This window comes from Xanthomonas axonopodis pv. maculifoliigardeniae (assembly GCF_041519315.1).
Taxonomy (GTDB): Bacteria; Pseudomonadota; Gammaproteobacteria; order Xanthomonadales; family Xanthomonadaceae; genus Xanthomonas; species Xanthomonas euvesicatoria.
This window is the reverse complement of the sequence record NZ_CP167998.1, coordinates 2,531,991-2,558,751: the sequence shown is the minus strand read 5'-3', so window position 1 is coordinate 2,558,751 and position 26,761 is coordinate 2,531,991. Positions and strand designations below refer to the sequence as shown.

Below are 26,761 nucleotides of genomic sequence, written 5' to 3'. Positions count from 1 at the left end.
GCGGGTTTGTCCCGCCGACCGTAAGGCGTTCCAAAGCTCCGTCGCGCATCCTGCGTGGCGGTTCTATGACTTCCAACCGACTCGCTTTCCGGAGTCGACCAACAGGCTGGGCGGTTCGCATCTGTCGCACCCCGACAATCGGCGCCCGTGTGTTCAACTGAGTAAATTCAAATGACAGAATCTTTTGCAGAACTGTTCGAAGCCAGCCAAGCCAATCTGGCGAAGCTGAAGCCGGGCTCCATCGTCACCGGTACCGTCGTGGAAGTCCGCGGCGACGTGGTGGTGATCAACGCTGGCCTGAAGTCCGAAGGCATCGTGCCGATCGAGCAGTTCCGTAACGACGCTGGCGAGATCGATGTCGGCGTAGGCGACCAGGTCAAGGTCGCCCTCGATTCCATCGAGAACGGCTTCGGCGAAACCGTGTTGTCGCGCGAGAAGGCCAAGCGCGCGATGGTGTGGGACGAGCTCGAAGAAGCGTTGGAAAAGAACGAAACCATCACCGGCCGCATCAGCGGCAAGGTCAAGGGTGGTTTCACCGTGGACATCAAGGATGTCCGCGCGTTCCTGCCCGGTTCGCTGGTGGATGTGCGCCCGGTGCGCGACCCGGCCTACCTGGAAGGCAAGGAACTCGAGTTCAAGCTGATCAAGCTGGACCGCAAGCGCAACAACGTCGTTGTCTCGCGTCGTGCAGTGGTCGAAAGCGAGCACTCGGAAGAGCGCGAGCAGCTGATGGACAAGCTGCAGGAAGGCGCGATCCTGAAGGGTGTCGTCAAGAACCTGACCGACTACGGCGCGTTCGTGGACCTGGGCGGTATCGACGGCCTGCTGCACATCACCGACATGGCCTGGAAGCGCGTGCGCCATCCGTCCGAAGTGGTCAACGTCGGCGACGAGCTGGACGTGCGCGTGCTGAAGTTCGATCGCGAGCGTAACCGCGTCAGCCTCGGCCTGAAGCAGCTGGGCGAAGATCCGTGGGACAACATCGCGCGTCGTTACCCGGCCAACAGCCGCGTGTTCGGCAAGGTCTCCAACGTCACCGATTACGGCGCGTTCGTCGAGATCGAGCCGGGCGTCGAAGGCCTGGTGCACGTCTCCGAGATGGATTGGACCAACAAGAACGTCAACCCGTCCAAGGTCGTGCAGGTCGGTGACGAAGTCGAAGTCATGGTCCTGGACGTGGACGAGGAGCGTCGCCGCATCTCGCTGGGCATGAAGCAGGTTGCCGCCAATCCGTGGGAAACCTTCGCTGCCACCCACAAGAAGAACGACAAGGTGTCCGGTCAGATCAAGTCGATCACCGACTTCGGCATCTTCATCGGTCTGGACGGCGGCATCGACGGTCTGGTCCACCTGTCCGACATCAGCTGGAACACCACCGGCGAAGATGTCGTGCGCAATTACAAGAAGGGCGACACGCTGGAAGCCGTGGTGCTGGCAGTGGACCCGGAGCGCGAGCGCATCAGCCTGGGCGTCAAGCAGCTGGAGCAGGACCCGTTCGGTCAGTACATGGCGTCCAACCCGAAGGGCTCGAAGGTCGAAGGCGTGGTGCGTGAAGTGGATGCCAAGGGCGCCACGATCGACCTGGCCGATGGCATCGAAGGCTACGTCGCTGCACGCGACATCGCCAACGAGCGCGTCGACGACGCCACTCAGCACCTGAAGGTCGGCGACAAGATCGAAGCCAAGTTCGTGGGCATGGACCGTAAGGGCCGCACCCTGCAGCTGTCGATCAAGGCCAAGGACGATGCCGAAATGCGCGAAACGTTGGAGGACTACCAGTCCGCCTCCGCGTCGGGCGGCATGACTCAGCTGGGCGCGCTGCTGCGTGCACAGTTGAACAACAACAAGTCCGAGTAAGCGCGTAGCGCTCGCAAGAGCGTAATGGATCGGCCCGGGCTTGCCCGGGCCGATTCCGATGTGTCAGTCGAAAAAAGCAAGTCTTCCCATGACCAAGTCCGAATTGATTGAAATCCTGGCGCGACGCCAAGCGCATCTGAAGTCGGACGACGTGGATCTGGCAGTGAAGTCGCTGCTGGAAATGATGGGGCAGGCGCTCTCCGATGGCGATCGGATCGAAATTCGCGGGTTCGGCAGTTTTTCGCTGCATTACCGTCCGCCACGTCTGGGACGTAATCCCAAGACCGGCGAGTCGGTCGCGCTGCCGGGCAAGCATGTTCCCCACTTCAAGCCGGGCAAGGAATTGCGTGAGCGGGTCAGCTCCGTGGTGCCCGTGGATGTGGTCGATACGGCAGACTGAAGCCCGTCTGGCGCTGCGTTTATGTCGTCTCGGTTAAGCTAGCATGCTTCCCGACGGAGTCTCGCCATGAAGGTGCTTCGCTTGCTGGTGATGTTGGCCTTCCTGTTGGTCGGTCTGATCATCGGTGCGGTCAATTCCCAGGACGTCACGCTCGACTTCCTGTTCTCCAGCGTGCATACCAGTTCAGGCGTCGCGATCATCGTCGCGCTGCTGGTCGGTGTGTTGATCGGTGCCGGCATGGTGCTGGTCAGTGTGGTCATTCCCCTCTATTCCAAACTGCGCCAGGCCAACAAGGCTGTTGCGGTCAGTCGCGCCGACGCCAGGCCTGTCACGCCTGCGACCGTCGAGCCGCGCCCCATCGATGGACTGTAACGACGTATGGACTTTCTGACCGAGTGGATCTGGTTCTTCCTGTTTGTGCCGCTGGCTGCGCTAGGCGGCTGGATCGTGGGCCGTCGTGGCGGTCAACGCCATGGCGACACGCAGGTCAGTCGTCTTTCCAGTACTTATTTCCGTGGGTTGAACTATCTGCTCAACGAGCAGCCAGACAAGGCGATCGAGCTGTTCTTGCATATCGCCGAACTGGACAAGGAAACCTTCGAGACCCAGGTCGCGTTGGGGCATCTGTTCCGTCGCCGTGGTGAAGTGGATCGTGCGATCCGCCTGCACCAGGGCCTGGTGCAGCGTGGCGACCTGACCGATCAGCAGCGCGTGCAGGCCTTGCTGGCACTCGGCGAGGACTACATGAAGTCGGGTCTGCTGGATCGTGCCGAAACGGTCTTTACCGAGTTGGCGCAACTGGACCAGCGTGCGCCGCAGGCGCTGCGCCACCTGATCGGCATCTATCAGGCCGAGCGCGATTGGGAAAAGGCGATCGACAACGCCACCCGCTATGAAGAAGTGACCGGCGAGCCGATGGGCAAGCTGATCTCGCAATTCGAATGCGAACTGGCTGATCGCTATCGCGGCCTGGGCAAGACCGACGATGCGCTACAAGCCATCGCACGTGCCTACCAGGCCGATGGCACCTCCGTGCGCGCCGGCATTCTGGAAGGGCGCATCGAAGCCGAGCGCGGTCACGACGAAGCGGCAGTGCGCGCTTTCGAACGGGCTGCCCGGCATGATCCGGAATACCTGCCCGAGATCATTCCTGCATTGATGGCCGCGTATCGACGGGTCGGCGATATCGCGGGGGCGCGCAACTTCCTGTCGGAGATGACCGAGCACTATCGCGGCATCGCTCCGGTGCTGGCGCTGACCCAGTTGATGGAAGCCCAGGATGGCGTCGCGCCTGCGCTGGCCTATCTTGGCCGCCAGCTCAAGGATCGGCCGTCGGTGCGTGGTGAGTCGGCGTTGATCGATCTCACCCTGGCCGAGGGAAGCGACCCGGTCGGCACCTTGCAGGACCTCAAGCACATCACCGACCAATTGCTGGTGCGCAATCCGAGCTACCGATGCACGCGCTGCGGCTTCGGTGCCAAGACGCATCATTGGCAATGCCCGAGCTGCAAGGAATGGGGTACGGTCAAACCGCTGTTGAACTACGCGGTGGTCTGATGGCGTGGCTGTGGTGCGCGCTGCACCTGCTGGTCGCGGCACTGGGGACCTGGGGGCTGCGGCGCTATGCCTTGCACCGCCGCCTGCTCGATCATCCCGGTGAACGGCGTAGCCACGTGGTCGCTACCCCGCGCGGCGGCGGTATGGCGATTGTGGCGGCGATCTTGCTGGGCTGCGTTGCAGCTTGCGCGCTGTGGCCGACGTCGCGGCTGACGGTCTGCTGGTTCGCAGCGGGCCTGATCGCCGTGGCCGGCGTAGGGTGGTGGGACGATCATCGTCCGCTTTCGGCAAGGCTGCGGTTTTCGATTCACCTGGCCGCGTCGGCGGCATTGGGCGCCTTGGTTTGGCATGACACGGGCAGCGTGTGGGATGGATTGCTGACTGCCGCTGCGTCCGTGGTATTGATCAATGTCTGGAATTTCATGGATGGCATCAATGGGCTGGCCTGCACCCAGGCGGCGTTGGCCGCGCTCGGATTCTCGCTGGTAGCGCCTGCCGGCTCGTCGTGGGCAGGTCTGGCGGTTGCAGCGGCGTGCCTTGGGTTTGTGCCGTTCAATTTCCCACGTGCACGCATCTTCATGGGCGATGGCGGCAGCGGTGCGCTCGGCTATGTGCTGGCGGCGCTATTGGCGCTGAACGTAGCGAGTGGTCAGGTGAGCTGGTGGATCAGCTGGTTCCCGTTGACAGCCTTTCTTGTAGACGCCGGCTTCACACTGCTTGCTCGCATGCTTTCCGGGCAACGCTGGTGGGAACCGCATGCCCAGCACGTCTATCAACGTCTGGCGCGTCGTCTTGAGACGCACGTCCCGGTAACGTGCGTTTATTTCGCTTTCAGCCTCATTGCCGTCTGCTTGTACCTGTTAATCCGTCATGATCCGTTCTGGCTGCAGGTGTCCGGCGCGCTGGCATGGGGCATGGGCACCACTGCAATCTGGCATTTTCTGCGCGATGGATTGCGCAATTCCTGACTAATGGACTTTTATGATTTCCTGGCGTGACCGTTTGACCAAGGCCCTGCCGCAGATAGCGGTCGTGGTACATGATCTGCTGATGGTGTGGGTATGCTGGCAGCTCCTGCATGCCGGCCGCTACTCGATGCTACGCGACGCGCCGGATCTGCCGCTGTGGGACTGGCGCACCGCGGTGGTGCTGGTGGCGCAGGGCCTGGTGTTCTGGAAGATGGGGTTGTATCGCGGGTTGTGGCGCTTCGCCTCGGTGCCGGACCTGTGGAACATCTTCAAGTCGAGTTTTCTCGGATTGGTCGCAATCGTGCTGGCGTTGGCGTACGACCGTCTGGATGGCGTGCCGCTGTCGGTGCTGGTGGTCTATCCCTTTGCGTTGTCGGCCATGCTGGGTACGCCGCGTCTGCTGTATCGCGCTTGGAAGGACTACCAGATCGCGCATTCCGGTGATGCGGGGCAGCGCGTGCTGATCCTCGGCGCCGGGCGCGCCGCCGAAGGGTTGGTGCGCGATCTTCGCCGTACCGGCGCGTTTGTGCCGATTGGCTATCTGGACGATGCCAGCAACCTGCATGGCGCCAAGATCCAGGGCCTCAATGTGCTGGGCAATCTGGACCAGGCCGCCGCGATTGCCAAAGAGACTGCTGCCAAATTACTGGTGATCGCGATTCCATCGCTGGATGCCTCCGGCATGCAGCGCGTGGTGGCGATTTGCGAAAGCACCGGCTTGCCGTTCCGCATGGTGCCCAAGCTGATCAACGTGCTGGAAGGGCGCTCCTTGCCGGGCGAGTTGAAGGAGGTCGCGATCGAGGACCTGCTCAACCGCAAGCCGGTCACGCCCGACTGGCGCCTGATCCGCGACTGGCTGACCAACAAGACCGTGATGGTGACCGGCGCCGGCGGTTCGATCGGTTCGGAAGTCTGCCGCCAGTGCGCACGCCATGGCGCGCGCCGGATCGTGCTGCTGGAAATCGACGAGCTGGCGCTACTGACCATCGACTCGGATCTGCGCCGGCTGTTTCCGGATATCGAAGTGGTGCGCGTGTTGGGCGATTGCGGCGACCCGGCGGTCGTGGCGCATGCGTTGAACACTGCCACGCCGGACGCGGTCTTTCATGCGGCTGCGTACAAGCAGGTGCCGTTGCTGGAAGAGCAGTTGCGCGAGGCGGTGCGCAACAACGTGCTGGCGACCGAGAACGTGGCGCGCGCTTGCCAGCGGGCACGTATCGAGACGTTCGTCTTCATTTCCACCGACAAGGCGGTCGAGCCGGTCAATGTGCTGGGCGCAAGCAAGCGCTATGCAGAAATGATCTGCCAGAGCCTTGACGCGCGCGATGCGCCGACGCGCTTCATCACCGTGCGCTTCGGCAACGTGCTGGATTCGGCCGGCAGCGTGGTGCCGTTGTTCCGCGAACAGATCCGCCAGGGCGGCCCGGTGACCGTGACGCATCCGGATGTCACGCGTTACTTCATGACCATCCCCGAAGCCTGCCAGTTGGTCATCCAGGCGGCTGCATCTGCATCGCATGGTGCGATCTATACGCTGGACATGGGCGAGCCGGTGCCGATTCGCTTGCTTGCCGAGCAGATGATCCGACTGGCCGGCAAGCAGCCGGGCAAGGACGTGGCGATTCTCTATACCGGCCTGCGGCCGGGCGAGAAGCTGCATGAGACGCTGTTCTATTCCGACGAAGACTATCGTCCCACCGCGCACCCCAAGATTCTGGAAGCCGGTGTGCGCGAGTTCTCGCATGAGCAGGTGCTGCAGCTGGTGACGCGCTTGCGCGAGGCCGTTAACCGCTATGACATCAACGCGATGGAGACTGTATTGGGCAGCCTGATGCCGGATTTCGCGGCTGCTCGACGGAAAGTCGACGCGCGATCTGATACGGTCGTTCCATTCCCCGCACGTGAGGTCAGAAGACTGTAATGAGCCAGCGTATTCGCAAGGCCGTATTCCCCGTCGCAGGTCTTGGGACCCGCTTTCTTCCGGCAACCAAGACAGTGCCGAAAGAAATGCTGCCAATCATCGACAAGCCATTGATCCAGTACGCCGTCGACGAAGCCATCCAGGCTGGTTGCGATACGCTGATCTTCGTTACCAACCGCTACAAGCACTCCATTGCCGACTACTTCGACAAAGCCTATGAGCTCGAGCAGAAGCTGGAGCGCGCAGGCAAGCTGGAGCAGCTGGAGCTGGTGCGCCATGCATTGCCCGAGGGCGTCCGCGCCATTTTTGTCACGCAGGCAGAGGCGCTTGGCCTGGGCCATGCGGTGTTGTGTGCCAAGGCCGTTGTCGGTGACGAGCCGTTCGCGGTGTTGCTGCCGGACGATCTGATGTGGAACCGCGGCGATGCCGCGCTGACCCAGATGGCCAACGTGGCCGAAGCCTCGGGCGGCAGCGTGATCGCCGTGGAAGACGTGCCGCACGACAAGACCGCCAGCTACGGCATCGTTTCCACCGACGCGTTCGACGGCCGCAAGGGCCGCATCAACGCGATCGTCGAAAAGCCCAAGCCGGAAGTCGCGCCAAGCAATCTGGCCGTGGTCGGTCGTTACGTGCTGAGCCCCAAGATCTTCGACCTGCTCGAAGCCACCGGTGCAGGCGCGGGCGGCGAAATCCAGCTCACTGATGCGATTGCCGAGTTGCTGAAGGAAGAGCAAGTCGATGCCTTCCGTTTCGAAGGTCGCCGTTTCGATTGCGGCGCGCACATCGGCCTGATCGAAGCCACCGTGCATTTCGCGCTTGAGCACGAAAAGCATGGCGGCCCAGCGAAGGAAATCCTGCGCAATGCACTGGCCCAGGCCGACGCGCGCGGCTGAGTGTTGCCTGATCGCTGTTTCCACGAACGACGCCAGCTGGCGTCGTTCGTCGTTTAGGGGCTTGCCGTATGCTTTGCCGCGCCGGCAGAGCTCGGCTTGGCAAGCCCAAGCGGGGACGAAGATGCGCACCCTGATGCAGGCTGGGGCCGCGCAAGTGCCGCTAGAATCCGGGCATGAGCCAACCTGCCGAATCCAGTGAGCTGATCAACGTGGTAGTGCTGCTCGGCGCTGCCGTGGTGGCAATCCCGTTGTTCCGTCGTCTGGGCCTGGGCTCGGTGTTGGGTTATCTGGCGGCGGGACTGGCAATTGGTCCGTTCGGGTTGGGCCTGTTCAACGAGCCGCAAGCCATCCTGCATGTGGCCGAGTTGGGCGTGGTGATGTTTCTGTTCGTGATCGGGCTGGAAATGCGCCCCTCGCACCTGTGGAGTTTGCGCAAGGAAATCTTCGGACTCGGCACGCTGCAGATCGCGGTCTGCGCGCTGGTGTTGACCGGCGTCGGCATGTTGCTCGGCTTTGCGCTACCGGTGGCCTTCGTGGCGGCGTCCGGTTTCGTGCTGACATCCACTGCCGTGGTGATGCAGCTCTTGGCAGAGCGTGGCGACGTCGCCTTGCCGCCGGGGCAGAAGATCGTGGCGATCCTGCTGTTCGAAGACCTGTTGATCGTGCCGTTGCTGGCGATCGTGGCCTGGATGGGAGCCAGCGGCGACCCGCAGGCGGCATCGCAGCGTTGGCAGGGAATCGGCATCGGTCTGGCCTGCATCGTCGGCTTGCTGGCGGCCGGGCGTTGGCTGCTCAATCCCTTGTTCCGCATCCTGGCCGCATCCAAGGCGCGCGAGGTGATGACGGCAGCGGCATTGCTGGTGGTGCTGGGCGCCGCGCTGCTGATGCAGGTGGGCGGGCTGTCGATGGCGATGGGGGCGTTCCTGGCCGGCGTGCTGTTGTCCGAGTCCACGTTCCGGCATCAGATCGAAGCGGATATCGAACCTTTCGCGGCATCCTGCTGGGGCTGTTTTTTCTCGGTGTCGGCATGAGCCTGGACTTGCGCGTGGTGGCGGCGGACTGGCGCCTGATCGTGATGGGCGTGCCGGCTCTGATGGTGGGTAAGGGCGTGTGCATCTATGCGGTGGCGCGGCTGATGCACAGCGACCATCGCCAGGCGCTGGACCGTGGTGTGTTGATGGCGCAAGGCGGCGAATTCGCATTCGTGCTGTTTGCCGCCGCGTCGGCATCCGGCGTCATCGATGCCCAGGTCAATGCCAGCCTGACCGCGATCGTGGTGTTGTCGATGGCACTGACGCCATTGTTCGTGCTGCTGCAACGGCGGCTGACGCCGGCGGCGGCGGTCTCGCTGGATGGCGTGGAAGCAGCCAGTGGCCAGACCGGCAGCGTGCTGATCATCGGCTTTGGGCGCTTTGGACAGGTGGCCAGTCAGTCGCTGCTGGCGCGCGACGTGGATGTGACCATCATCGATAACGACATCGAGATGATCCAGAGCGCGGAAGAATTTGGTTTCAAGATCTACTACGGCGACGGCACCCGGCTCGATGTGTTGCACGCCTCCGGCGCGCACAGCGCACGTGCGATTGCGGTGTGCGTCGACAACCAGGAGGCGGCCAATCGCATCGTCGAGCTGGCAACGCGCGAGTTTCCGCATGCCAAGCTGCTGGTGCGTTCGTACGACCGCCAGCATTCGCTGCAGTTGGTCGCTGCGGGAGTGGATTACCAGATCCGCGAGACCTTCGAGTCGGCGGTGCTCTTCGGCAAAGTGGCGCTGGTGGAGCTGGGGGTGGACGAGGACGAAGCCGGCATGATTTCGCGTCAGATCCGCCGCCGCGATGCCGAGCGTTTCGAACTGGAGATTGCTGCCGGCGATGCACGCGCCGGAGCCAAGCTGATGTATGGCAACACCGTGCCGATCGCGCCCCGGCCCACGCCGTTCACGCGGCCGCGTCGCGGCAGCCGCACGTTGAATCCCGATGCGGTGCCGCAGGCTGAGCCAGCAGAGACACAGACGCGCGACTAAGGGCGGCCCACAAACCGCTGCGCAGGCGCTCCGCGGCATGGCCAGTGCGCGATGCGGTGCGCCAGTCGTCCGGCGCGATAGCCGCGATTGGACGACTGCTCACTAGGTCTTGTTGGCCGCCAGGAGCGGGCACACACGCCTGCGCAGGCGTCGGGTGCGCCACCCCTGCTCGATGCGGTACGGATCGCTCGGGCGCTCCGGCTCCTCAGTGCGCCCACATCCCGCCAAAGATTGACGGGACGTTCTGGCAGGCGCGCTCACCGATGCCTACTAGCCATGCTTGCGCTGGGCGGCGGCGAAGGCTTCCAACTGCTCGGGCGTGGCGTCTTTCTGATGCTGCTGTTTCCACTGGGCAAATGGCATGCCGTAAACGGCTTCGCGCGCCTGTTCCTTGGTCATGGCCTGGCCTTGCGCTTCGGCCGCTTCGCGGTACCAATCGCCCAGGCAATTGCGGCAGAAGCCGGCGAGAATCATCAGGTCGATGTTCTGCACATCGGTGCGGTCCCGATTGAGATGCTGCAAGAGACGGCGAAATGCTGCCGCTTCGATCGAAGTGGTGCTTGAATCGGTGCGTGAGGTGGTGTCGGTCATTGCGGAATCGGGGACAATAGACGGCCTTCGACTCTACACCTGACGCCCCATGACCGCTTCTGCGCCAGCTGCCTCCGCTTCGGCCCGCCTTCTCGATGGTCGCCGCATTGCCGAGGAATTGCTCGACGGATTGAAGCTGCGGGTGGATGCGCGGCTGGCCGCCGGCAAGGCGCGACCCGGGCTGGCGGTGGTGCTGGTCGGTGGCGATCCGGCATCGTCGGTGTATGTGCGCAACAAGCGGCGCGCGGCCGAGAAGGTCGGCATCGAAGCCTTCGATTACGACCTGCCGCAGGGCACCAGCGAAGCCCAGCTGGCGTCGCTGATCGATGAGCTCAATGCCGACCCCAAGATCCACGGCATTCTGATCCAGCTGCCGCTGCCGGGCATCCCCGATGCCAACCGGCTGATTCAGCGCATCGACCCGCGCAAGGACGTGGACGGATTCCATCCGCAGAATGTCGGGCATCTGGCCTTGCGCGAATTCGGGCTGCGCCCGTGCACGCCGCGCGGCATCGTGACCTTGCTCGGGCATACCGACCAACCGGTGCGCGGCCGCAACGCTACCATCGTGGGGGTGAGCAACCACGTGGGCCGTCCGATGGGGTTGGAGCTATTGATCGCCGGGTGCACGGTCACCAGTTGCCACAAATTCACCCCGCCCGATGTGCTGGAAGCGAGCGTGCGCAATGCCGACATCCTGGTGGTGGCGGTGGGCCGCCCGGGCCTGATTCCGGGCGAATGGGTCAAGCCGGGCGCGGTGGTGATCGATGTCGGCATCAACCGGCTCGATGATGGCCGCCTGGTGGGCGACGTCGGCTTCGACGCCGCCGCGCAGCGCGCGGCCTGGATCACTCCGGTGCCGGGCGGGGTAGGGCCAATGACGGTGGCCACGCTCATGCAGAACACCATCGAGGCCGCCGATGCCGCCGGGAGTGGGGATTCGGGATTGGGGATTGGTTAACCGCAGCGGCCACGCGCACGCGTCGGCCCATCCGGATTGCATCCGAGATCGGCCGGCCATCGGCATCCTGACAAACAAGCGAACGGCGAACGGTGCAGGGCCCGCCGTTGCGAATCCCGACTCCCCAATCCCGGCTCCAATGCGTTAAAATGCCGCGCTTCCCCAAAACTCGGGTCCGCCGATGCTACGCATCCAGGCTGAAGCTCTCACCTACGACGACGTTTCGCTCGTCCCCGCTCATTCGATCGTCCTGCCCAAGGACGTCAGCCTGGAAACCCGGCTGACGCGCGACCTGCGCCTGAAACTGCCGATTCTGTCGGCGGCAATGGACACAGTGACCGAACACCGTCTTGCGGTGGCCATGGCCCAGCTGGGCGGCATCGGCATCATCCACAAGAACCTGACCCCGCAGCAGCAAGCCGGCGAAGTGGCACGGGTCAAGAAGTTCGAATCCGGCGTGATCACCGAGCCGTTCACCGTCAGCCCCGACACGACCATCGGCGAAGTGCTGGCACTGACGCGCGCGCGCAACATCTCCGGCGTGCCGGTGGTGGATGGCAGCGAACTGGTCGGTATCGTCACCAGCCGCGACATGCGCTTCGAAAAGAAGCTCGACGATCCGGTCCGCCACATCATGACCAAGAAGGACCGCCTGATTACCGTGCGCGAAGGCGCCAGCGATGAGGAAGTGCTCGAGCTGCTGCATCGCAACCGGATCGAAAAGGTCCTGGTGGTCAACGACAGCTTCGAGCTGCGCGGCCTGATCACGGTCAAGGACATCCAGAAGAAGACCGACAACCCCAATGCCGCCAAGGACAGCGCCAAGCGTTTGCTGGTGGGCGCGGCGGTGGGCGTGGGCGGCGATACCGAGCAGCGCATCGAGCTGCTTGCCGCAGCCGGCGTGGACGTGGTGATTGTCGATACCGCGCATGGCCATTCGCAGGGCGTGATCGATCGCGTGGCGTGGGTCAAGAAGACCTATCCGCAGCTGCAGGTGATCGGCGGCAACATCGTCACCGGCGATGCGGCATTGGCGTTGATGGATGCCGGTGCGGACGCGGTCAAGGTCGGCGTGGGCCCGGGTTCGATCTGCACCACGCGAGTGGTTGCCGGCGTGGGCGTGCCGCAGATCACTGCGGTGGACATGGTGGCCGAAGCGCTGCAGGACCGCATCCCCTTGATTGCCGATGGCGGCATCCGCTATTCCGGCGACATCGGCAAGGCGCTGGTGGCCGGTGCCTCGACGGTGATGGTCGGCGGCCTGTTGGCCGGTACCGAAGAAGCGCCGGGCGAGGTCGAACTGTTCCAGGGCCGCAGCTACAAGAGCTACCGCGGCATGGGTAGCCTGGGTGCGATGGAAAAGGGGTCCAAGGACCGCTACTTCCAGGATGCCTCCGATGCCGACAAGCTGGTTCCCGAAGGCATCGAGGGCCGCGTGCCGTATCGCGGGCCGGTCGGCGGCATCATCCATCAGCTCATCGGTGGCCTGCGCGCGACCATGGGCTATGTGGGCTGCGCCACCATCGAAGACATGCGGACCAAGCCCAAGTTCGTCAAGATCACCGGCGCCGGCCAGCGCGAAAGCCACGTGCACGACGTGCAGATCACCAAAGAGCCGCCGAACTATCGCGCCGGGTAACCGGGAATGGGGAATCGCGAATCGGGAATCGTAAGAGCCCGCCGCCTCCTCATCCGATAGCGGTCGGCGCTGCGTTTGCTGTTGCGATTCCCTCATCCCGATTCTCGATTCCCGGCTCTCAATGACCAACATCCATACCGACAAGATCCTCATCCTCGACTTCGGCGCGCAGTACACCCAGTTGATTGCACGGCGTATTCGCGAGATCGGGGTCTACTGCGAGATTTGGGCGTGGGATCACGATCCGTCGGAGATTGCCGGTTTCGGTGCCAAGGGCATCATCCTGTCCGGCGGCCCGGAGTCGACCACGTTGCCGGGCGCACCGGTGGCGCCGCAGGAAGTGTTCGATAGCGGCCTGCCGGTGTTCGGTATCTGCTACGGCATGCAGACCCTCGCCGCGCAATTGGGTGGTGCGACCGAGGCAGCGGATCAACGCGAATTCGGCCATGCCGAAGTGGACGTGGTGGCGGCAGATGCCTTGTTCTCCGGCCTCACCGACCACGCCGGCGCCTCGCGCCTGAATGTATGGATGAGCCACGGCGACCACGTGTCGCAGGTGCCACCGGGCTTCACCATCACCGCCACGACCGACCGCATTCCGGTGGCGGCCATGTCCAACGAAGCCAAGCGTTGGTACGGCGTGCAGTTCCATCCTGAGGTGACGCATACCTTGCAGGGCCAGACCTTGCTGCGCCGCTTCGTGGTGGATGTCTGCGGCTGCCAGACGCTGTGGACCGCGGCCAACATCATCGAGGACCAGATCGCGCGCGTGCGCGAACAGGTGGGCGACGATGAAGTGATTCTTGGGTTGTCCGGCGGCGTCGATTCGTCGGTGGTGGCCGCGCTGCTGCACAAGGCGATCGGCGACAAGCTGACCTGCGTGTTCGTCGATACCGGCTTGCTGCGTTGGCAGGAAGGCGACCAGGTGATGGCGATGTTCGCCGAGCACATGGGCGTCAAGGTGATTCGCGTCAACGCCGCCGACCGTTATTTCGCCAAGCTGGAAGGCGTCAGCGACCCGGAAGCCAAGCGCAAGATCATCGGCAACCTGTTCGTGGAGATCTTCGACGAAGAATCCAACAAGCTGGCCAATGCCAAGTGGCTGGCGCAGGGTACGATCTATCCGGACGTGATCGAGTCGGCGGGCAGCAAGACCGGCAAGGCGCACGTGATCAAGAGCCACCATAACGTCGGTGGCTTGCCCGAGCACATGAAGCTGGGCCTGGTCGAGCCGCTGCGCGAATTGTTCAAGGACGAGGTGCGTCGCCTTGGCGTGGAACTCGGCCTGCCGCGCACCATGGTGTATCGCCACCCGTTCCCGGGCCCCGGCCTGGGCGTACGCATTCTGGGCGAGGTGAAGCGCGAGTACGCCGAGTTGCTGGCCAAGGCCGACGCGATCTTCATCGACGAACTGCGCAAGGCCGACCTGTACGACAAGACCAGCCAGGCCTTCGCCGTGTTCCTGCCGGTGAAGTCGGTCGGCGTGGTCGGCGACGCCCGCGCCTACGAATGGGTGATCGCGCTGCGCGCGGTGGAGACCATCGACTTCATGACCGCGCATTGGGCGCACCTGCCGTACGACTTCCTCGGCACCGTGAGCAACCGCATCATCAACGAACTGCGTGGTGTGTCGCGCGTGGTCTACGACATCTCCGGCAAGCCGCCGGCGACGATCGAGTGGGAGTGATCCCGCGTGCGGCACTGCCCGGCACGGTCTAGCAAAATGTCCTGAGACCCGCGTAACTGCGGGCTTTGGGTTTTTGGGTCTGGCAAGTTCGGGTAGTGTTTTAGCCAGCGAAAGCTCCGTTGGGCGGGCTTTTGCTTCTGTGCTTTACGCTGCTCTACCAATTATCTCGTGAACACGGTCTTGCCCTGGGTGCGACCGTCGATCATGTTGCGGATCGCGTCGCGGGCTTCGGTCATCGGCACCACCGCTCCGACTTCGGGGGCGATGTTGTTGCGGATGACGAATTGCATCATGGCCTTCATTTCCTCAAGCGTGCCCATGATGGTGCCGCGGATGTCGATCTGTTCGACGAAGATGCGCAGCACGTCGGTTTCGGCGATGTTCCCGGTGGTGATGCCGTTGATCACCAGGACGCCACCGCGCTTGACCGCTTTCAGGCTATCTGCCCATGTCGCCGCGCCGACGTTGTCGACGACTGCGTCAACGCGGCGTGGCAAGGGCTCGCCATGTCGCAATACCCGGTTGGCGCCAAGGCGTTCGGCAATGGCGGCTCCTTCATCATTGCGGGTGGTGACCCACACTTCGAAGCCGGCAGCACGGCCCATCTGTATGAGCGCCGTCGACATACCGCCCGAAGCGCCCTGTACGAGAAGCGTCTGCCCCGGAATCAACCGTGATTTGGTAAAGAGCGAGCGATAGGCCGTGAGCCACGCGGTGCCGAGCAGCGAGGCGTGAAGCGGTGTCAAACCGTCAGGAATAGGGACCGCGTTGCGTTTCGGGACGGCGACATAATCGGCCATCGTCCCGGGCACGAGTTCGCTGATAACGTGCCAGTGCGGGTCGAGGGTCTCGTCGCCTTTCCAGTCGTCGCTGCCCAGTACCGGATAGAGCACGACGGGCGTGCCGTCTTCGAGCACGCCTGCGGCATCGTTGCCCAGGATCATCGGGAAGGGGATCGGCTGCTCCTGGGAGGTCATGCCGCGCAGGGTGAAAATGTCGTGCCGGTTAAGGCTGGCGTGGGTCACCTTCACGCGTACCCAGCCCTCTTGCACGATAGGCTCGGGGCGCTCTCCGACGACGACGGAGGCAAGCGGGTCGTCGACGTTGGCTTCTTTGGCGTAGACGGCAAACATGGTCGTTCTCCTTCAGTCGGTTGGACGTTTTGTGCGGCGCGCACGTGAAGTCGAAGTGAGCGCTGGCGCACAGGGTTTGCCCTGCGGTACCGCAGTTGAAATCTGGCTTCCATGGGTCCAGCTGATGAGCCCTGCGCCCTAGCGGGTTCCTTAGTGCTCGAGATGGCGTCGGAAGCAGCCAAGCGAATGGTCGTTGACGATGCCGACCGCCTGCATCCAGGCGTGGATGATGGTCGGTCCGACGAACTTGAAGCCGCGTCGCTTCAGTTCCCTGGAGATGTTCTCGGACAGTGGCGTACTGGCCACCAGGCTTACACCGTCACCCAGGATGGGAACGCCAGCCGTGAAGGACCAGCAGAAGGCCGAGAAGTCTTCGCCGCGATCCTGCATGTCGCAGTAGATTCGCGCGCCCTTGATGGTGGCTTCGATCTTGGCCCGCGCACGCACGATGCCGGGGTTCGCCATCAGCCGCTCGATATCCTGCTCGTCGAAAGCGGCGACCTTGACCGGATCGAAACCCGCGAAGGCAGCGCGAAAGGCTTCGCGCTTGCGCAGGATGGTGATCCAGGCCAGACCTGCCTGGAACCCTTCCAGCATGAGCATCTCCCAGAGCATCCTTGGGTCGCGCTGGGGCACGCCCCATTCGGCATCGTGGTAGTCGCGCATCAGCGGGTCGTTCTGGGCCCAGCTGCAGCGTTCGCAAGATGGGTTCTCAGGCATGGTGTTGGCCTCTCTTCAATCAATCCGCGGGCTGGCATTGGGCAACCACTTCATCCACCGGCAAGGGGAGGTGAGCGGCGCGCTTGCGGGAATACCGCAAAGCCATGCCTACACCGTCCTGATCGTGCCGCCATCGATGACGAACTCGGCGCCGTGGATCGCCGCCGCACGATCGGCAGCGAGGTAGGCGATAAGATCGGCCACCTCTTCAGGTTCGGCTGCGCGCCCGATCGGGATACCGCCCAGGGCATCGAGCACAGACTGACGCGCTTGCTCGATCGTGCCGCCAGATTTGCTGAGCGTTTCCAGAAAGTCCTGCGTGGCCTCGGTCATGATCCAGCCCGGTGAGACGGCATTGACCCGCACGCCCTTGGGGCCGAGCTCTTTGGAAATCGACTTGCTGTAGGTCCGCAGCGCGGCCTTGGCGGCGGCATAGCCTGTCGTCGACTCGGGCAACGGCAGAACCGACTGAATCGAGGTGATGTGCACCACAACGCCGCTGCCACGCTCCAGCATCTGCGGAATCAACAGCCGATCGAGTCGCACGGTCGCCAGCAGGTTGAGGTTCAGTTCGGCAAGCCAGTGCTCGTCCGTCAGCGCGGCGAAACCTCCGGCTGGCGAAGAGGAGCCACCGACGACATGGGCCAGGATGTCGACGCCGCCCAGCCGCTCAAGCGCCGCCGTGGCAAACGCCTGGCCGCCTTCCGCGGTCGTCAGGTCGGCCTGCACGTATTCGACGCCTTCGATAGGGGCGTTGATCGTGCGAGCCGCGGTGATGACACGGGCGCCGCCAGCGAGGAAGCGCTCGACCGTGGCACGGCCCAGCCCCTTGGTGCCACCGCTGACGAGCACGCGCTTGCCGGCGAATTCGGTCGGATCTGCCTTCATGCCCATACCCTTGTCTCCAGGGTCTTGATGGCATCGTTGACCATCGTGAAACGATAGGTGAAGCGCAGCGGGCTACCGGGGAAGTCGCCATGGGTGGGGCCTTCGAGGACCACGGCGCCGTCCTCTTCACGCACGGTATCGGGCTCGAAGATCGCCTTCACCGCGATCCCTTCTTCCTCGAGCAGTTGGCGGATTGTGGCCTGCCCCACGTATTGCTTGCCGTTGTCGATGAAAACGGCGTCCTCGTGGAAGTGTTTCATCATGCCGTCGAGATCGAGACGGGTGTTTGCCTCGATGTAGTCGGCGATCGGATTGGGTAGCTTGATTGACATGGTCATCTCCTCGGCGGTGATGGCGTCAATTTAGCGGTGGACTTTTCGCCTGATAAGCCAGATAAAGGCGCATGGAGTATCACGGAAAGCGGGATAATGACGCGTCATTCGCTGATCGAGCTTGAAGCGGTTCTCGCCATCGTGCGCTGCGGCTCGTTTCGTGCGGCGGCACTGGAACTGGACATGTCAACCACGGCTATCAGCAGCGCGGTAGGCAAGCTCGAGCGAGACCTTGGCGTGCGGTTGTTCAACCGCACCACGCGCAGCGTCTCGCTTACCGATGCGGGGCGGATGTTCGTCGACCGCATCAAGCCTGCCTTCGAGGGCATCCAGAATGCGCTGAACGCGGTGCGCTCCCATCAGGAGACGCCATCCGGTACCTTGCGCATCAATGCTTTTGCCACCGCCGCGCGGGAGATCATGGCGCCGCTGGTGTTGAGCTACCTGCAGCGCTATCCGCTGGTGCATGTCGACATCGTCACCGAGGGGCGACTGGTTGACGTGGTGGCGGCGGGCTTCGATCTGGCCGTGCGCAGTGCCGATCTGGTGCCCAGCGACGCGATCGCCATACCGCTGGGGCAGAGGCGGCGCATGGCGGTGGCTGCCTCTCCCGCCTTCTTCGAAAACCGGGCTATCCCGAAAGTGCCGCAGGATCTGCTCGTTTACCCCTGCGTTCGCGGGCGGCTTCCTGATGGCACATTGCTCCGGTGGCGGTTCGAGAAGGGCGGTGAAGAGCTGCAGCTGGAGGTCCAGGGACCGATCACGCTCGACGAGGCATCGCTGGCGCGGATCGCGGTGGCCAATGGGGTGGGGATCGGCTATTTCATGGAGGCCGATATCCGCGAAGACATCGCCGCAGGGCGGCTCGTGCGCATCCTCGAAGACTGGACGCCGCCGCTCGCGCCGCTGTGCCTGTATTACTACAACCGGCGCAATTCTTCTGCGGCCTTCCAGGCCTTCATCGCGCTGGCACGTGACTACACGGCCGGACGGCTTGCGTAGCCCGCTTCGGCATCACGTGCGTCTAGTCCTGGAACTTGTGGATGGTGCGCCGACCTCTCCGTGTTGGAGCTGCATCCCGGACTTGCCATCCTTCTCACTGCTCCGTGGCGTTCTCGCCGTCTAGGCCCGGACCACGTCCGCTCCAGACGCAGGCAGGTCGGGCTAGAGCGGACGCTCGCCAAGGCTCCAACTCGGTCCCTCGAATGCATGACCGGCTGGAACCCGGCTTCTGGCGTTATAGCGTTGGATCCAACCCGGGTATGCGGCAGCGGGTCGGCTGACTTGGTCGAGTTCGGCCAGGTCCTCGCTCGAAAGCGTCAGTTCCAGCGCTCCGAGGTTCTCGGTCAGTTGCTCGGGGCGTTTGAGGCCGACGATGACGCTGGTGACCGCCGGACGAGAGAGCAGCCATGCGAGCGCGATCTGGGCAGCGGTCGCGTCATGCCGCGCGGCCACGGTCTTCAAGGTGTCGATGATGTCGTGCACCCGTGTTTCGTCAACCGGCGGAAAGGCGATCGACGCGCGGCGCGCGGTGTTGTCTGTGTGACCATGGCGATCGAACTTGCCGGAGAGCAGTCCGCCGGCCAGCGGACTCCAACATAGCAGGCCGATCTGTGCATCCATGACCGCAGGCACCAGCTCATGTTCGATGTCCCGCCCCGCGATGGAGTAGTAGGCCTGAAGGGAGGCGCACCGCGTCAATCGCCGCCGCCGTAGACGTCCGCTGTATCGATGAAGTTGATGCCGGCATCGAGGGCCTGGTCGACGATGGCGTTCGTCTCCTGCTGCGACAGGCGCCCAATGGCTGCACCCGCAGGCGTCGTGGCACCACCGAAGGTCATGCCGCCGAGGCAGAACTTCGACACGAAAAGACCGGTGCGACCAAACTGGGCGTAGTGCATGAGAGGTCCTCGCTGCCGTAGGGAAGAGGATCGCAGGACACGGGGAGATCACATTATCGAGCGGCAGCCCTCTCCAATCCATTATCGAAGCGACGCATTTCATCATCCACCGGCCAGGCATGGACCCTGTTCGACGCCTTCTCGCTGCTCCGCTTCGGCAGCCTGCTGACCACGCAGGGATGCGCAGGGGCGCCGGACACGGCGTTCCCATCCTGTCGGTAGACGGAGATGCTGGTGAGTGCACCCGCAACAATCTCACGCGTGCCGTCTGCCAAGCGAATATTGAAAGCTGCCGTGGTACGAGACACTGACGTTAGCCTGTCGCTGCCCGGCCGGCTCGCTGTATCTCCCACGAATGCAAGACCTGTGCTGCTGACGGCAGAGGCCTATGCCCATCACGGCCACTTCTTCAAGGATGTGGATTCGGAGCTCTGCCGAGGATGGGGTTGAACGAACTCAGCTGCTTTCGGCCATTGCCGGCGGACAACCCATCATTCCAAGGTGTTGATCCGATCCGGCGGGGTTTTCGTTGGCTTGGAGAAAATCCACTTCCTGCCCTCCCGCCTCCGGTCCGGTGGCGGGGTAGGCGAGTGTGTGTCATGCAAGCATCGGCACGGAGTGATCGCAGCTGCGTGCGCCGCTGGCGTTCTGCTCCCAACGCAGGTCGCCTGCATAGCGCTGCGCCATGCGGCCTTCGTCGTCCAGGGCGAACAGGTGCAGCCAGCGATTGTCGAACAGGGCGCGGACCTGCGGGTGGCGTTCGAGGATGGTGGCGATCGCTTCGGGCGGTGCTTCGATCAGCACGGAGAGCCGCAGCGGCTCGTGGGTCAGGCGTTGGCCGTCATGCACCGATTGCCACGGCAACCCGGTGCGCAGGATCCCGCCGTTGCCCTCGACCACACCGATGCCGCCGGTGACGTTGTGCAGCAGCTTGTTGCCGGCACCAAGACTCTCGGGCGCGACGGTGGATCCGTAGTACTGCAGGCTGATCCAGCTGGCGACGACGACCGGTGCGGTCAGGATCAACTCCAGCACGCCGAAGCCGTCGTCGTAGCGCCAGTCGTAGTCGTGGAGGAAGGCGCGTCCGGCCAGATCGCGCCCGGCAGTGCGCGAGCGCGGTGCGGCGATGAAGGCCTGGCAGCCGGCAAGTGCCCATTCGGGGCGAATCTCGGCCCAGTCGCGGGCACGATGTGCGATGTCCTGGCTGCGATGCGCGCGGGGCAGGCGCACGGCACGTTCCCCGCGCGCCAGCGCCCCGGCTGCGGCCAGCCACTGCCTCGCTTGGGCGAGATCGTCGGCATGCCCGGGCGAAGGGTGATCGGCGGTGTAGAGGGTGACCGCATCGGTCGTGGTGTCGTGCAGTGCAGCCAGGAATAACGTGTCGGCGGGAATGACGATGCCGCGTGCGGCAAGACCGGCGCGCACCTGGCTATCGTTGAGCAGCGAGGCGAGCAACCGCGCGTTCACTTCGCCCGAATAGCCGCCGCATGCGCCGCAGTGCAGCGCGCTCGCATGAGGGTTGTTGACCACTTTCGCACCATGGCCGGCGAGTACCACCAGCCGGGCGAAGCCGCCGGTGAACGACATCGCCTTGAGGATGCGCGTGGCCATGGTCAGCCGGGTCTCCAGGTCCAGCCCGTCGCGCAGCAGCTTGGCAACGTAGATCGGGCCGGTGGCCTCGACGAAGGCGAACGAGGAAATGGCCGCCAGCTTGAAGCGGCCCCAGGCGCGCTTGGCACGTGCCGCGATCCGTGCGCTGAGGTCGGAGGCGGCTGCCGACGACGTTGCATCTCCCGCGCAGGTGGTCACACCTGGCGTGAGCAATACGGGCAGGCGCGCTTCGACCACGTCCGAGGCAAACCGGCGATGCCCGATGCCCAAGCCGAAAAACCCTGCAAACCCGAGGGTCTGGATGCCCGAATCGAGGCTTTCCAGCGCCCGGCGGAAGACTTCCGAGCGCACATCGATGCAGAACGCCATTTGCAGCTTCACACGCCCAGATGCGACCTGGGCCGGCGATGGCGCGGCCAGCACGGCGTTGAGCTTGCGCTGCGCGGCACGTTCGGCCGCTTCCTGCAGGATGCTGTCGATGACATCGTCCGACGTTGCAGCGACCGGCTCGGCGTAGGCGGCAACGGCCCTCTGCCAGCCAGGCACCAGCGTGCAGCCGCCGTTGCCCAGCAACGCGGCTTCCCAGAGCAGGCGGATGGCGAGCAGATCGGTGACGCATGCATCGGTTGCGCCGCTCAACTCTGCCTGCCAGAGCCGATACCGGGCGAGCTGGCCCCAGCCGCCCAACGTGGTCAGCAAGCGGTGGAAATAACCGTCCAGTGCGTCCTGCGAAAGTCCCAGGCGAGCGACACAGTCGACGATGGCGTCTTCGGCATTGGCCGGCGCCTCCGCCACATACCGTGCGAAACCTGCCAGGCCGGCGATTTCCGGAGTCAGATCGTGGGTCGCGATGATCCGCCAGGTGCTGTAGGCGCCACCGGACTGGCCGACCGCCCAGAGCGCCTGGCCCTGGTCGAAATAGCCGGCTGCCCAGTGACCGATGCGCTCGTTGACGATGCCGGGCCAGTCGACCGCATCCGCGTCGCGGGCCAGCTCGGCGACCGTGGGGAGCGCCTGCGGGGCAGGGCGTGCGGCTTGGACCGCCTGTTTCAGTGCGGGCAAGTTCGGCGGCCGCAGGGCTGCCGGCGCGTTCTGCAAGGCGGCTTGCAGATCCTGCTCGGCGATCTGGCCGGACTGTAGCCGCTCTGCATACCAGGACCGCGGCATGGTGATCGCGATACCGGACGCGCGCCGCAGTCGCGCCCCCGCCATTTCCAGCGGCTCGCTGGCCTGGCCGAGGAAGGGGTTGACCGCAACGCTGGAGGCGAGCGGCCACAGCGGCGGGATGGCGCGTGCCGCACGTTGGGCGGCGGCGATGATCACATCGTGGGACAGGGACACAGGCATGGCGGTGGGCGTGGTGGTCATCAGCGTGGGGGCCTGGGGTGAAGGGGTTCAGGAGGTCTTGCGAATGGACCAGCCGCCGAGCAGGCGATCGATCGTGGCGTTGGCATACAGCCCATTGGAGAGGTGGACGCGGAGCCCGGCGGCCGCGGGGTGCGAGGCCCAGAGCGGGAACAGCGCCTGCGCCACCGCCACCAGCCCGAAGCTCAGTACCGCAAGCGTCATCAGCGTCCACTCCAGCCGCCCCGGTGCGGGCGTGCCCGGCAGCACGCCGGCCGTCAGCCATTCGGCAGCGGTCTGCAGCGCGAAGTAGCCGATCGCTGCGGCACTGGCGTAGATCGCCGTCCTGCGGGTGAGAGGGCGTGGCGCGGCATCGGCAAGGCCCTGGGCCAGCAGGTAGGCGACACCAAAGATCAGGATCGCGCCCAGTGCCAGCGCCTGTGGCGACTTGTGCTCGAAGCCGAAGGTGAACCCGAAGGCAGTGCCGATGCCGATATAGATCGCCAGTGCGATCAAAAATGCGCGGCCGACCGCCGACCCGTTCGGAACGGCGACCGGCCCGGGCCGGCGAATGGCCGCCACTTGCTCGACCGCGCCGCCGGAGGCCAGGAACGCGTGCGCCTTGTAGAGCGAGTGCGCCACGATGTGCAGCAGGGCCAGCGGGAACAGCGCCAGACCGCACTGGAGCATCATGAATCCCATCTGCGCGACCGTGGACCAGGCCAGCGAGGTCTTGACCGCCGGCTGGGTCAGCATCACTAGCGCGCCGAACAAGGCGGTGAACCCGCCCAGCATGGCCAGCACGGCGAGCACGCCGGGGGCGGCGAGCATCAGGTCGGCAAAGCGGATCAGCAGGAAGCCGCCGCCGTTGACCACGCCGGCGTGCAGCAAGGCCGATACCGGCGTGGGCGCTTCCATCATCTCGGTGAGCCAGCCGTGGGTCGGGAATTGCGCCGATTTCAGAACCGCCGCGAGTGCGATCAGGGCGGCCGCCGCGACCAGCGCCCAGGAGTGCTGCCCGCGCGCGGCCAGCGCATTGATCGTGGCGATATCGGTCGTGCCCATGCTTTTCCAGATCAGCACCGCGCCGCAGGTCAGGGCGATACCGCCGGTGGTGGAGAACACGCGCTTCTTGCGTGCGGCGCGCTGCGCCTCGACGCGCTCGGGGTAGAACAGCAGCAGGCGATGCATCGCGATGCTGGTGGCGATCCAGGCGATGACGACCTGGACCAGGTTGCCGGCCTGCACCAGCAGCAGCACCGCTGCCAGCGCCATGCACAGCCAGCCGGTGAAATAGCCCTGGCGTGCCTCGCCGTCGAGATAGGTGCGCGCGTACCGCACCACGATCCAGCCAACGAAGGCCACCAGCAGGAGCATCGTCACGCTGACCGCGTCCAGCCGCGCGGACAGGCCGATATCGCCCCATCCGATCAGCGGGCTGGCGCCGGTTCCTCGCAGGAGCACCAGCGCCAGCGATGCGATCGCGATGCAGAGCGCGCCGAGCGCGGCGCCTTCGGCGAGGAGGGGAATCTTCAGTGGAGGCCGACCGCCGCGCCCCAAGGCGACGACAGCGGCGGTCAGCAACAGGAGTGGTGCGAACAGCGGGAGTAGATAGAGCGACAAGGCAATCCCCTAAGAACGAACGTGGTGGCGGGCCGCGCCACGATAGCGATCGGTGGGGTTGAATAAAAATTCATTGTTCTTGCAGATTCGTTCGTTATTATCGAATGATATGGCCGCCTTGAACTACAACCATCTGCGCTACTTCTGGGCGGTCGCGCACGACGGCAACCTCACCCGTACTGCCGAGCGTCTCAACCTCACCCAGTCGGCGCTTTCGGTGCAAATCCGCAAGCTGGAGGAGCGCCTGGGCCATGCGCTGTTCGAACGCCGCGGGCGACAACTGCATCTGACCGAGGCCGGACAGATCGTGCTCGACCATGCCGATGCGATTTTTGCCACCGGCGATGAACTGCTCGGCACGCTGCGGCAGACAGGTGCGGCGCGGCAGGCGCTGCGGGTCGGCTCGCTTGCCACGCTGTCGCGCAACTTCCAGATGGAATTCCTGCGGCCGCTGCTGGGCCGCACCGACATCGACCTCATTTTGCGTTCGGGCAGCGCGGGTGAACTGCTGCGCGCACTGGAGGCGCTCAATCTCGACGTGGTGCTGCTGAATCGGGCACCTGCCGGCGACGCGCTGTCCCCCTTCGTCACTCACCGGCTCGCGGAGTACCCGGTCAGCCTGGTGGGGACGCCGGATCGCCTGGGCCATGCGGCCAGCTTCGCTGACCGCCTTCGCAGCCACCCCATCATCCTGCCGACGGTGGATAGCAGCGTGCGCATCGGCTTCGACGCATTGGCCGACCGGCTGGGCGTGCGGCCGCAGATCGTGGCGGAAGTGGAGGACATGGCGATGATGCGACTGCTTGCCCGCGAGGACATCGGCCTGGCGGTTCTTCCGCCGATCGTGGTCAAGGACGAGATCGCCGCTGGCGCGTTGATGGAAGGCGATCAATTGCCGGACATCGTGGAGACCTTCCATGCGGTGACCATGTCGCGACGTTTCCCGAATCCTCTGCTCCGGCTTCTGCTGCAGCCCTCGACCAGGCCAGACAGCCCGTAATGCCGCTCGGTTGCCATCTGCGGGCAGGCATGCAGACCCATGCATTGACAGGGGGCGCCAAGCCGCTGCAGTGCGGTCTTGAACGCAAGGCGCGCGTGCAGCCGCACCGCCGAAGCGCAGGCGCGCGGGCTCGAGCCGGATCGACCAGCCGCATTGCTAGGCGGGGATGAGGCTGGTCAACGCGAAGTTGGGGTCGGCGGCTTGCTGCGGCGTCGGCGAGCGTCCCAGTTCGAGCAGCTTGCGGGCCGCCAGATGATCCTGTGGCCGATTGATCGAGTCCACGGCGCAGAGTTCGCCATCGACGTAGTAGAAGAGGGAGAACGTGCTGGTCGCCAGGTCGCCGCGCACCACCGCCTGCGTGTGGCCTGCGGCAAAGCCGGCCATTTGCAGCCTGACCTCGTACTGCTCCGACCAGAACCAGGGCAACGCAGGGTAGGGGCGGTGCTCGCCCAGCAGTGAGGCGGCAGCGGATTTGGCTTGTTCGATTGCATTCTGGACCGACTCCAGCCGCAGCAAACCGCTGCCTGCCCGCTGCCGCACCGTGCAGTCGCCGGCACCGACGATGCCGGGGCTGCTACTGCGTGCGCACGCGTCCACGATCAATGCCCCGCGATCGCAAGCCAGTCCGGCCTGTTGGGCCAGTTCGCCATTGGGGATGACGCCGATCCCGACGACGACCAGGTCTGCCGGAAACACGCGCCCGTCTGCGGTGTGGACGGCAGTCACCACGCCGCGACTGCCGCTCAATGCGCGGACGTTGCTGCCCAGTTCGATGGTCGCGCCGTTGTCTCGATGCAGGCGAAGGAAGAAGTCCGCCAGTTGCGGGCTGACGACGCGCGCCATCAGCCGATCGGCCGCCTCCAGCACAACGACCTGCTTGCCGAGCCGCCTGGCGATGGAGGCGAATTCCAGCCCGATGAAGCCGCCACCGATCACCACCACCTGCGAGGTGTGCGGCAGGATCGCGGCAAGCGCGCGAGTGTCGGCCATGTCGCGCAACATGCAGACATGGCCGAGCCCGGCGCCTGGGACCTCCAGCCGGCGGGCGCGTGCGCCGGTGGCAAGACACAGCCCCGTGTAGCCCAGGGTGCTGCCGTCATCCAGGTGCAGCGTGCGGGTGGCGTGTTCGATGCGCATCACCCGGGCGCTGGCATGCCACTGGATGCCCTTGCGGTTCAAGGCCTCGGGTGCGCGAATGTACAGCTGGGTGTCGCTCACCTCGCCAAGCAGAAACCCCTTGGAAAGCGGTGGACGGTGATAGGGCGCGCAGGGCTCGTCCCCCAATAAGACGATGGAGCCCGTATAGCCGCCGCTGCGCAGGGATTCGGCGGTCTGCAGGCCCGCCTGACCCGCACCGACGATGACCATGCCGCTCATCGCGCACCTGCCGTGCGCAGGCTCATGTCTGCCGATCCGGAAAGCGTACGGTCATGTCCGATGTCGGTACGAGCTGGCACGCCAGGCGGCTGTTGCTGCGCCGTTCGGCCGCCACGCTGTCGAGCATGCCGGCCTCCATGTCCAGCAGTGGCAGGTCCTGGCCGCCGGCCTCCACGTAGCAATGGCAGGTGGCGCACGCACAGGAGCCGCCGCACTGCGCTTCGATGCCATCGATGCCGTGATGCATGGCCCCTTGCATCAGGGTCCATCCCGGCGCGAGGTCGACCGCCACGGTCTCGCCGCTCGGTTCGATGTAGGTGATGGTGGGCATGGTC

23 protein-coding genes and 1 pseudogene are annotated in these 26,761 nt (G+C 64.6%); 13 read left to right on the top strand and 11 right to left on the bottom strand.

Annotation, left to right across the window (positions count from 1 at the left end):
* Positions 1–171: 171 nt before the first annotated feature.
* From rpsA to ACDH77_RS11115, 8 genes and pseudogenes are all read left to right on the top strand, one after another.
* On the top strand, positions 172–1,857 hold the full coding sequence (gene rpsA / locus ACDH77_RS11150) for a 30S ribosomal protein S1 (RefSeq protein WP_003489652.1): 1,686 nt from the start codon (positions 172–174) through the stop codon (positions 1,855–1,857).
* A gap of 88 nt (positions 1,858–1,945) precedes the next feature.
* The gene (locus tag ACDH77_RS11145; protein WP_008572387.1) at positions 1,946–2,257 is read left to right on the top strand and encodes an integration host factor subunit beta; all 312 of its coding nucleotides are present in this window, start codon (positions 1,946–1,948) and stop codon (positions 2,255–2,257) included.
* Positions 2,258–2,323: 66 nt separating this feature from the next.
* On the top strand, positions 2,324–2,629 hold the full coding sequence (locus ACDH77_RS11140; protein WP_003489650.1) for a lipopolysaccharide assembly protein LapA domain-containing protein: 306 nt from the start codon (positions 2,324–2,326) through the stop codon (positions 2,627–2,629).
* A gap of 6 nt (positions 2,630–2,635) precedes the next feature.
* On the top strand, positions 2,636–3,814 hold the full coding sequence (lapB, locus tag ACDH77_RS11135; RefSeq protein WP_003489647.1) for a lipopolysaccharide assembly protein LapB: 1,179 nt from the start codon (positions 2,636–2,638) through the stop codon (positions 3,812–3,814).
* Positions 3,814–4,782, top strand: coding sequence for a glycosyltransferase family 4 protein (locus tag ACDH77_RS11130; protein ID WP_372353904.1), 969 nt, complete (start codon positions 3,814–3,816; stop codon positions 4,780–4,782). The genes lapB and ACDH77_RS11130 overlap by 1 nt, the downstream gene beginning before the upstream one ends.
* 13 nt (positions 4,783–4,795) lie before the next feature.
* Positions 4,796–6,703 carry a polysaccharide biosynthesis protein gene (locus ACDH77_RS11125; RefSeq protein ID WP_011347661.1) on the top strand — a complete coding sequence of 636 codons (1,908 nt, stop codon included), beginning with the start codon at positions 4,796–4,798 and terminating at the stop codon, positions 6,701–6,703.
* Positions 6,703–7,596 carry a UTP--glucose-1-phosphate uridylyltransferase GalU gene (gene galU / locus ACDH77_RS11120; protein WP_008572379.1) on the top strand — a complete coding sequence of 298 codons (894 nt, stop codon included), beginning with the start codon at positions 6,703–6,705 and terminating at the stop codon, positions 7,594–7,596. Before ACDH77_RS11125 ends, galU begins: the two co-directional genes overlap by 1 nt.
* Positions 7,597–7,769: 173 nt before the next feature.
* Positions 7,770–9,619 (top strand): annotated as a pseudogene (locus ACDH77_RS11115) (monovalent cation:proton antiporter-2 (CPA2) family protein).
* Positions 9,620–9,889: 270 nt separating this feature from the next.
* On the opposite strand, the gene ACDH77_RS11110 reads toward ACDH77_RS11115, so the two are convergent.
* Positions 9,890–10,210, bottom strand: coding sequence for a DUF1244 domain-containing protein (locus tag ACDH77_RS11110; RefSeq protein WP_029819542.1), 321 nt, complete (start codon positions 10,208–10,210; stop codon positions 9,890–9,892).
* 49 nt (positions 10,211–10,259) lie between these two features.
* Here ACDH77_RS11110 and folD point away from each other — a divergent pair, with 49 nt between their 5' ends.
* From folD to guaA, 3 genes are all read left to right on the top strand, one after another.
* Positions 10,260–11,171 (top strand): bifunctional methylenetetrahydrofolate dehydrogenase/methenyltetrahydrofolate cyclohydrolase FolD, encoded by a 912-nt coding sequence (folD, locus tag ACDH77_RS11105; protein WP_008572374.1) that lies wholly within the window; start codon positions 10,260–10,262, stop codon positions 11,169–11,171.
* A gap of 181 nt (positions 11,172–11,352) precedes the next feature.
* Entirely contained in the window at positions 11,353–12,810 is a 1,458-nt protein-coding gene (guaB, locus tag ACDH77_RS11100; protein WP_008572372.1) for an IMP dehydrogenase, read from the top strand.
* Positions 12,811–12,931: 121 nt separating this feature from the next.
* Positions 12,932–14,497 carry a glutamine-hydrolyzing GMP synthase gene (gene guaA / locus ACDH77_RS11095; protein WP_014090311.1) on the top strand — a complete coding sequence of 522 codons (1,566 nt, stop codon included), beginning with the start codon at positions 12,932–12,934 and terminating at the stop codon, positions 14,495–14,497.
* 161 nt (positions 14,498–14,658) lie between these two features.
* Here the strand turns inward: guaA and ACDH77_RS11090 are convergent, their stop codons facing one another.
* The 4 genes from ACDH77_RS11090 to ACDH77_RS11075 all read right to left on the bottom strand — a co-directional run bounded on the left by ACDH77_RS11090 (position 14,659) and on the right by ACDH77_RS11075 (position 17,570).
* On the bottom strand, positions 14,659–15,630 hold the full coding sequence (locus tag ACDH77_RS11090; protein ID WP_008572368.1) for a zinc-binding dehydrogenase: 972 nt from the start codon (positions 15,628–15,630) through the stop codon (positions 14,659–14,661).
* Positions 15,631–15,780: 150 nt separating this feature from the next.
* Positions 15,781–16,296, bottom strand: coding sequence for a DNA-3-methyladenine glycosylase I (locus ACDH77_RS11085; RefSeq protein WP_008572366.1), 516 nt, complete (start codon positions 16,294–16,296; stop codon positions 15,781–15,783).
* A gap of 162 nt (positions 16,297–16,458) precedes the next feature.
* Complete coding sequence (locus tag ACDH77_RS11080; protein WP_008572364.1) at positions 16,459–17,244, bottom strand: SDR family oxidoreductase; 786 nt, start codon at positions 17,242–17,244, stop codon at positions 16,459–16,461.
* Positions 17,235–17,570 carry a nuclear transport factor 2 family protein gene (locus ACDH77_RS11075; RefSeq protein WP_031422926.1) on the bottom strand — a complete coding sequence of 112 codons (336 nt, stop codon included), beginning with the start codon at positions 17,568–17,570 and terminating at the stop codon, positions 17,235–17,237. The genes ACDH77_RS11080 and ACDH77_RS11075 overlap by 10 nt, the downstream gene beginning before the upstream one ends.
* A 96-nt stretch (positions 17,571–17,666) precedes the next feature.
* Here ACDH77_RS11075 and ACDH77_RS11070 point away from each other — a divergent pair, with 96 nt between their 5' ends.
* Positions 17,667–18,572, top strand: coding sequence for a LysR family transcriptional regulator (locus tag ACDH77_RS11070; protein WP_008571367.1), 906 nt, complete (start codon positions 17,667–17,669; stop codon positions 18,570–18,572).
* 162 nt (positions 18,573–18,734) lie between these two features.
* On the opposite strand, the gene ACDH77_RS11065 is transcribed toward ACDH77_RS11070, so the two are convergent.
* From ACDH77_RS11065 to ACDH77_RS11050, 4 genes are all read right to left on the bottom strand, one after another.
* Positions 18,735–19,271 (bottom strand): aldo/keto reductase, encoded by a 537-nt coding sequence (locus ACDH77_RS11065; protein ID WP_008571369.1) that lies wholly within the window; start codon positions 19,269–19,271, stop codon positions 18,735–18,737.
* Positions 19,268–19,471 (bottom strand): aldo/keto reductase, encoded by a 204-nt coding sequence (locus ACDH77_RS11060; protein WP_008571370.1) that lies wholly within the window; start codon positions 19,469–19,471, stop codon positions 19,268–19,270. Before ACDH77_RS11060 ends, ACDH77_RS11065 begins: the two co-directional genes overlap by 4 nt.
* 597 nt (positions 19,472–20,068) lie before the next feature.
* A complete protein-coding gene (locus ACDH77_RS11055; RefSeq protein ID WP_031422924.1) occupies positions 20,069–22,450 on the bottom strand; it encodes a YbcC family protein in 2,382 nt (793 codons plus the stop codon).
* 27 nt (positions 22,451–22,477) lie between these two features.
* Entirely contained in the window at positions 22,478–24,049 is a 1,572-nt protein-coding gene (locus ACDH77_RS11050; protein WP_008577913.1) for a proton-conducting transporter membrane subunit, read from the bottom strand.
* A 109-nt stretch (positions 24,050–24,158) separates the two neighbouring features.
* Here ACDH77_RS11050 and ACDH77_RS11045 point away from each other — a divergent pair, with 109 nt between their 5' ends.
* Positions 24,159–25,049 carry a LysR family transcriptional regulator gene (locus tag ACDH77_RS11045; protein ID WP_008577914.1) on the top strand — a complete coding sequence of 297 codons (891 nt, stop codon included), beginning with the start codon at positions 24,159–24,161 and terminating at the stop codon, positions 25,047–25,049.
* Between the two features lie 156 nt (positions 25,050–25,205).
* On the opposite strand, the gene ACDH77_RS11040 is transcribed toward ACDH77_RS11045, so the two are convergent.
* Together ACDH77_RS11040 and ACDH77_RS11035 are read right to left on the bottom strand one after the other, a co-directional pair.
* Positions 25,206–26,426, bottom strand: a complete 1,221-nt coding sequence (locus tag ACDH77_RS11040; protein WP_031422923.1) for an NAD(P)/FAD-dependent oxidoreductase — start codon at positions 26,424–26,426, stop codon at positions 25,206–25,208.
* A gap of 22 nt (positions 26,427–26,448) precedes the next feature.
* The gene (locus ACDH77_RS11035) at positions 26,449–26,757 is read right to left on the bottom strand and encodes a 2Fe-2S iron-sulfur cluster-binding protein (RefSeq protein WP_008577916.1); all 309 of its coding nucleotides are present in this window, start codon (positions 26,755–26,757) and stop codon (positions 26,449–26,451) included.
* Positions 26,758–26,761: the final 4 nt, after the last annotated feature.

Coding starts and splice junctions, on each gene's coding strand:
- rpsA (WP_003489652.1), top strand. CDS start 172: ATGACAGAATCTTTTGCAGAACTGTTCGAAGCCAGCCAAGCCAATCTG.
- ACDH77_RS11145 (WP_008572387.1), top strand. CDS start 1,946: ATGACCAAGTCCGAATTGATTGAAATCCTGGCGCGACGCCAAGCGCAT.
- ACDH77_RS11140 (WP_003489650.1), top strand. CDS start 2,324: ATGAAGGTGCTTCGCTTGCTGGTGATGTTGGCCTTCCTGTTGGTCGGT.
- lapB (WP_003489647.1), top strand. CDS start 2,636: ATGGACTTTCTGACCGAGTGGATCTGGTTCTTCCTGTTTGTGCCGCTG.
- ACDH77_RS11130 (WP_372353904.1), top strand. CDS start 3,814: ATGGCGTGGCTGTGGTGCGCGCTGCACCTGCTGGTCGCGGCACTGGGG.
- ACDH77_RS11125 (WP_011347661.1), top strand. CDS start 4,796: ATGATTTCCTGGCGTGACCGTTTGACCAAGGCCCTGCCGCAGATAGCG.
- galU (WP_008572379.1), top strand. CDS start 6,703: ATGAGCCAGCGTATTCGCAAGGCCGTATTCCCCGTCGCAGGTCTTGGG.
- ACDH77_RS11110 (WP_029819542.1), bottom strand. CDS start 10,210: ATGACCGACACCACCTCACGCACCGATTCAAGCACCACTTCGATCGAA.
- folD (WP_008572374.1), top strand. CDS start 10,260: ATGACCGCTTCTGCGCCAGCTGCCTCCGCTTCGGCCCGCCTTCTCGAT.
- guaB (WP_008572372.1), top strand. CDS start 11,353: ATGCTACGCATCCAGGCTGAAGCTCTCACCTACGACGACGTTTCGCTC.
- guaA (WP_014090311.1), top strand. CDS start 12,932: ATGACCAACATCCATACCGACAAGATCCTCATCCTCGACTTCGGCGCG.
- ACDH77_RS11090 (WP_008572368.1), bottom strand. CDS start 15,630: ATGTTTGCCGTCTACGCCAAAGAAGCCAACGTCGACGACCCGCTTGCC.
- ACDH77_RS11085 (WP_008572366.1), bottom strand. CDS start 16,296: ATGCGCGACTACCACGATGCCGAATGGGGCGTGCCCCAGCGCGACCCA.
- ACDH77_RS11080 (WP_008572364.1), bottom strand. CDS start 17,244: ATGGGCATGAAGGCAGATCCGACCGAATTCGCCGGCAAGCGCGTGCTC.
- ACDH77_RS11075 (WP_031422926.1), bottom strand. CDS start 17,570: ATGTCAATCAAGCTACCCAATCCGATCGCCGACTACATCGAGGCAAAC.
- ACDH77_RS11070 (WP_008571367.1), top strand. CDS start 17,667: ATGACGCGTCATTCGCTGATCGAGCTTGAAGCGGTTCTCGCCATCGTG.
- ACDH77_RS11060 (WP_008571370.1), bottom strand. CDS start 19,471: ATGCACTACGCCCAGTTTGGTCGCACCGGTCTTTTCGTGTCGAAGTTC.
- ACDH77_RS11055 (WP_031422924.1), bottom strand. CDS start 22,450: ATGACCACCACGCCCACCGCCATGCCTGTGTCCCTGTCCCACGATGTG.
- ACDH77_RS11045 (WP_008577914.1), top strand. CDS start 24,159: ATGGCCGCCTTGAACTACAACCATCTGCGCTACTTCTGGGCGGTCGCG.
- ACDH77_RS11040 (WP_031422923.1), bottom strand. CDS start 26,426: ATGAGCGGCATGGTCATCGTCGGTGCGGGTCAGGCGGGCCTGCAGACC.
- ACDH77_RS11035 (WP_008577916.1), bottom strand. CDS start 26,757: ATGCCCACCATCACCTACATCGAACCGAGCGGCGAGACCGTGGCGGTC.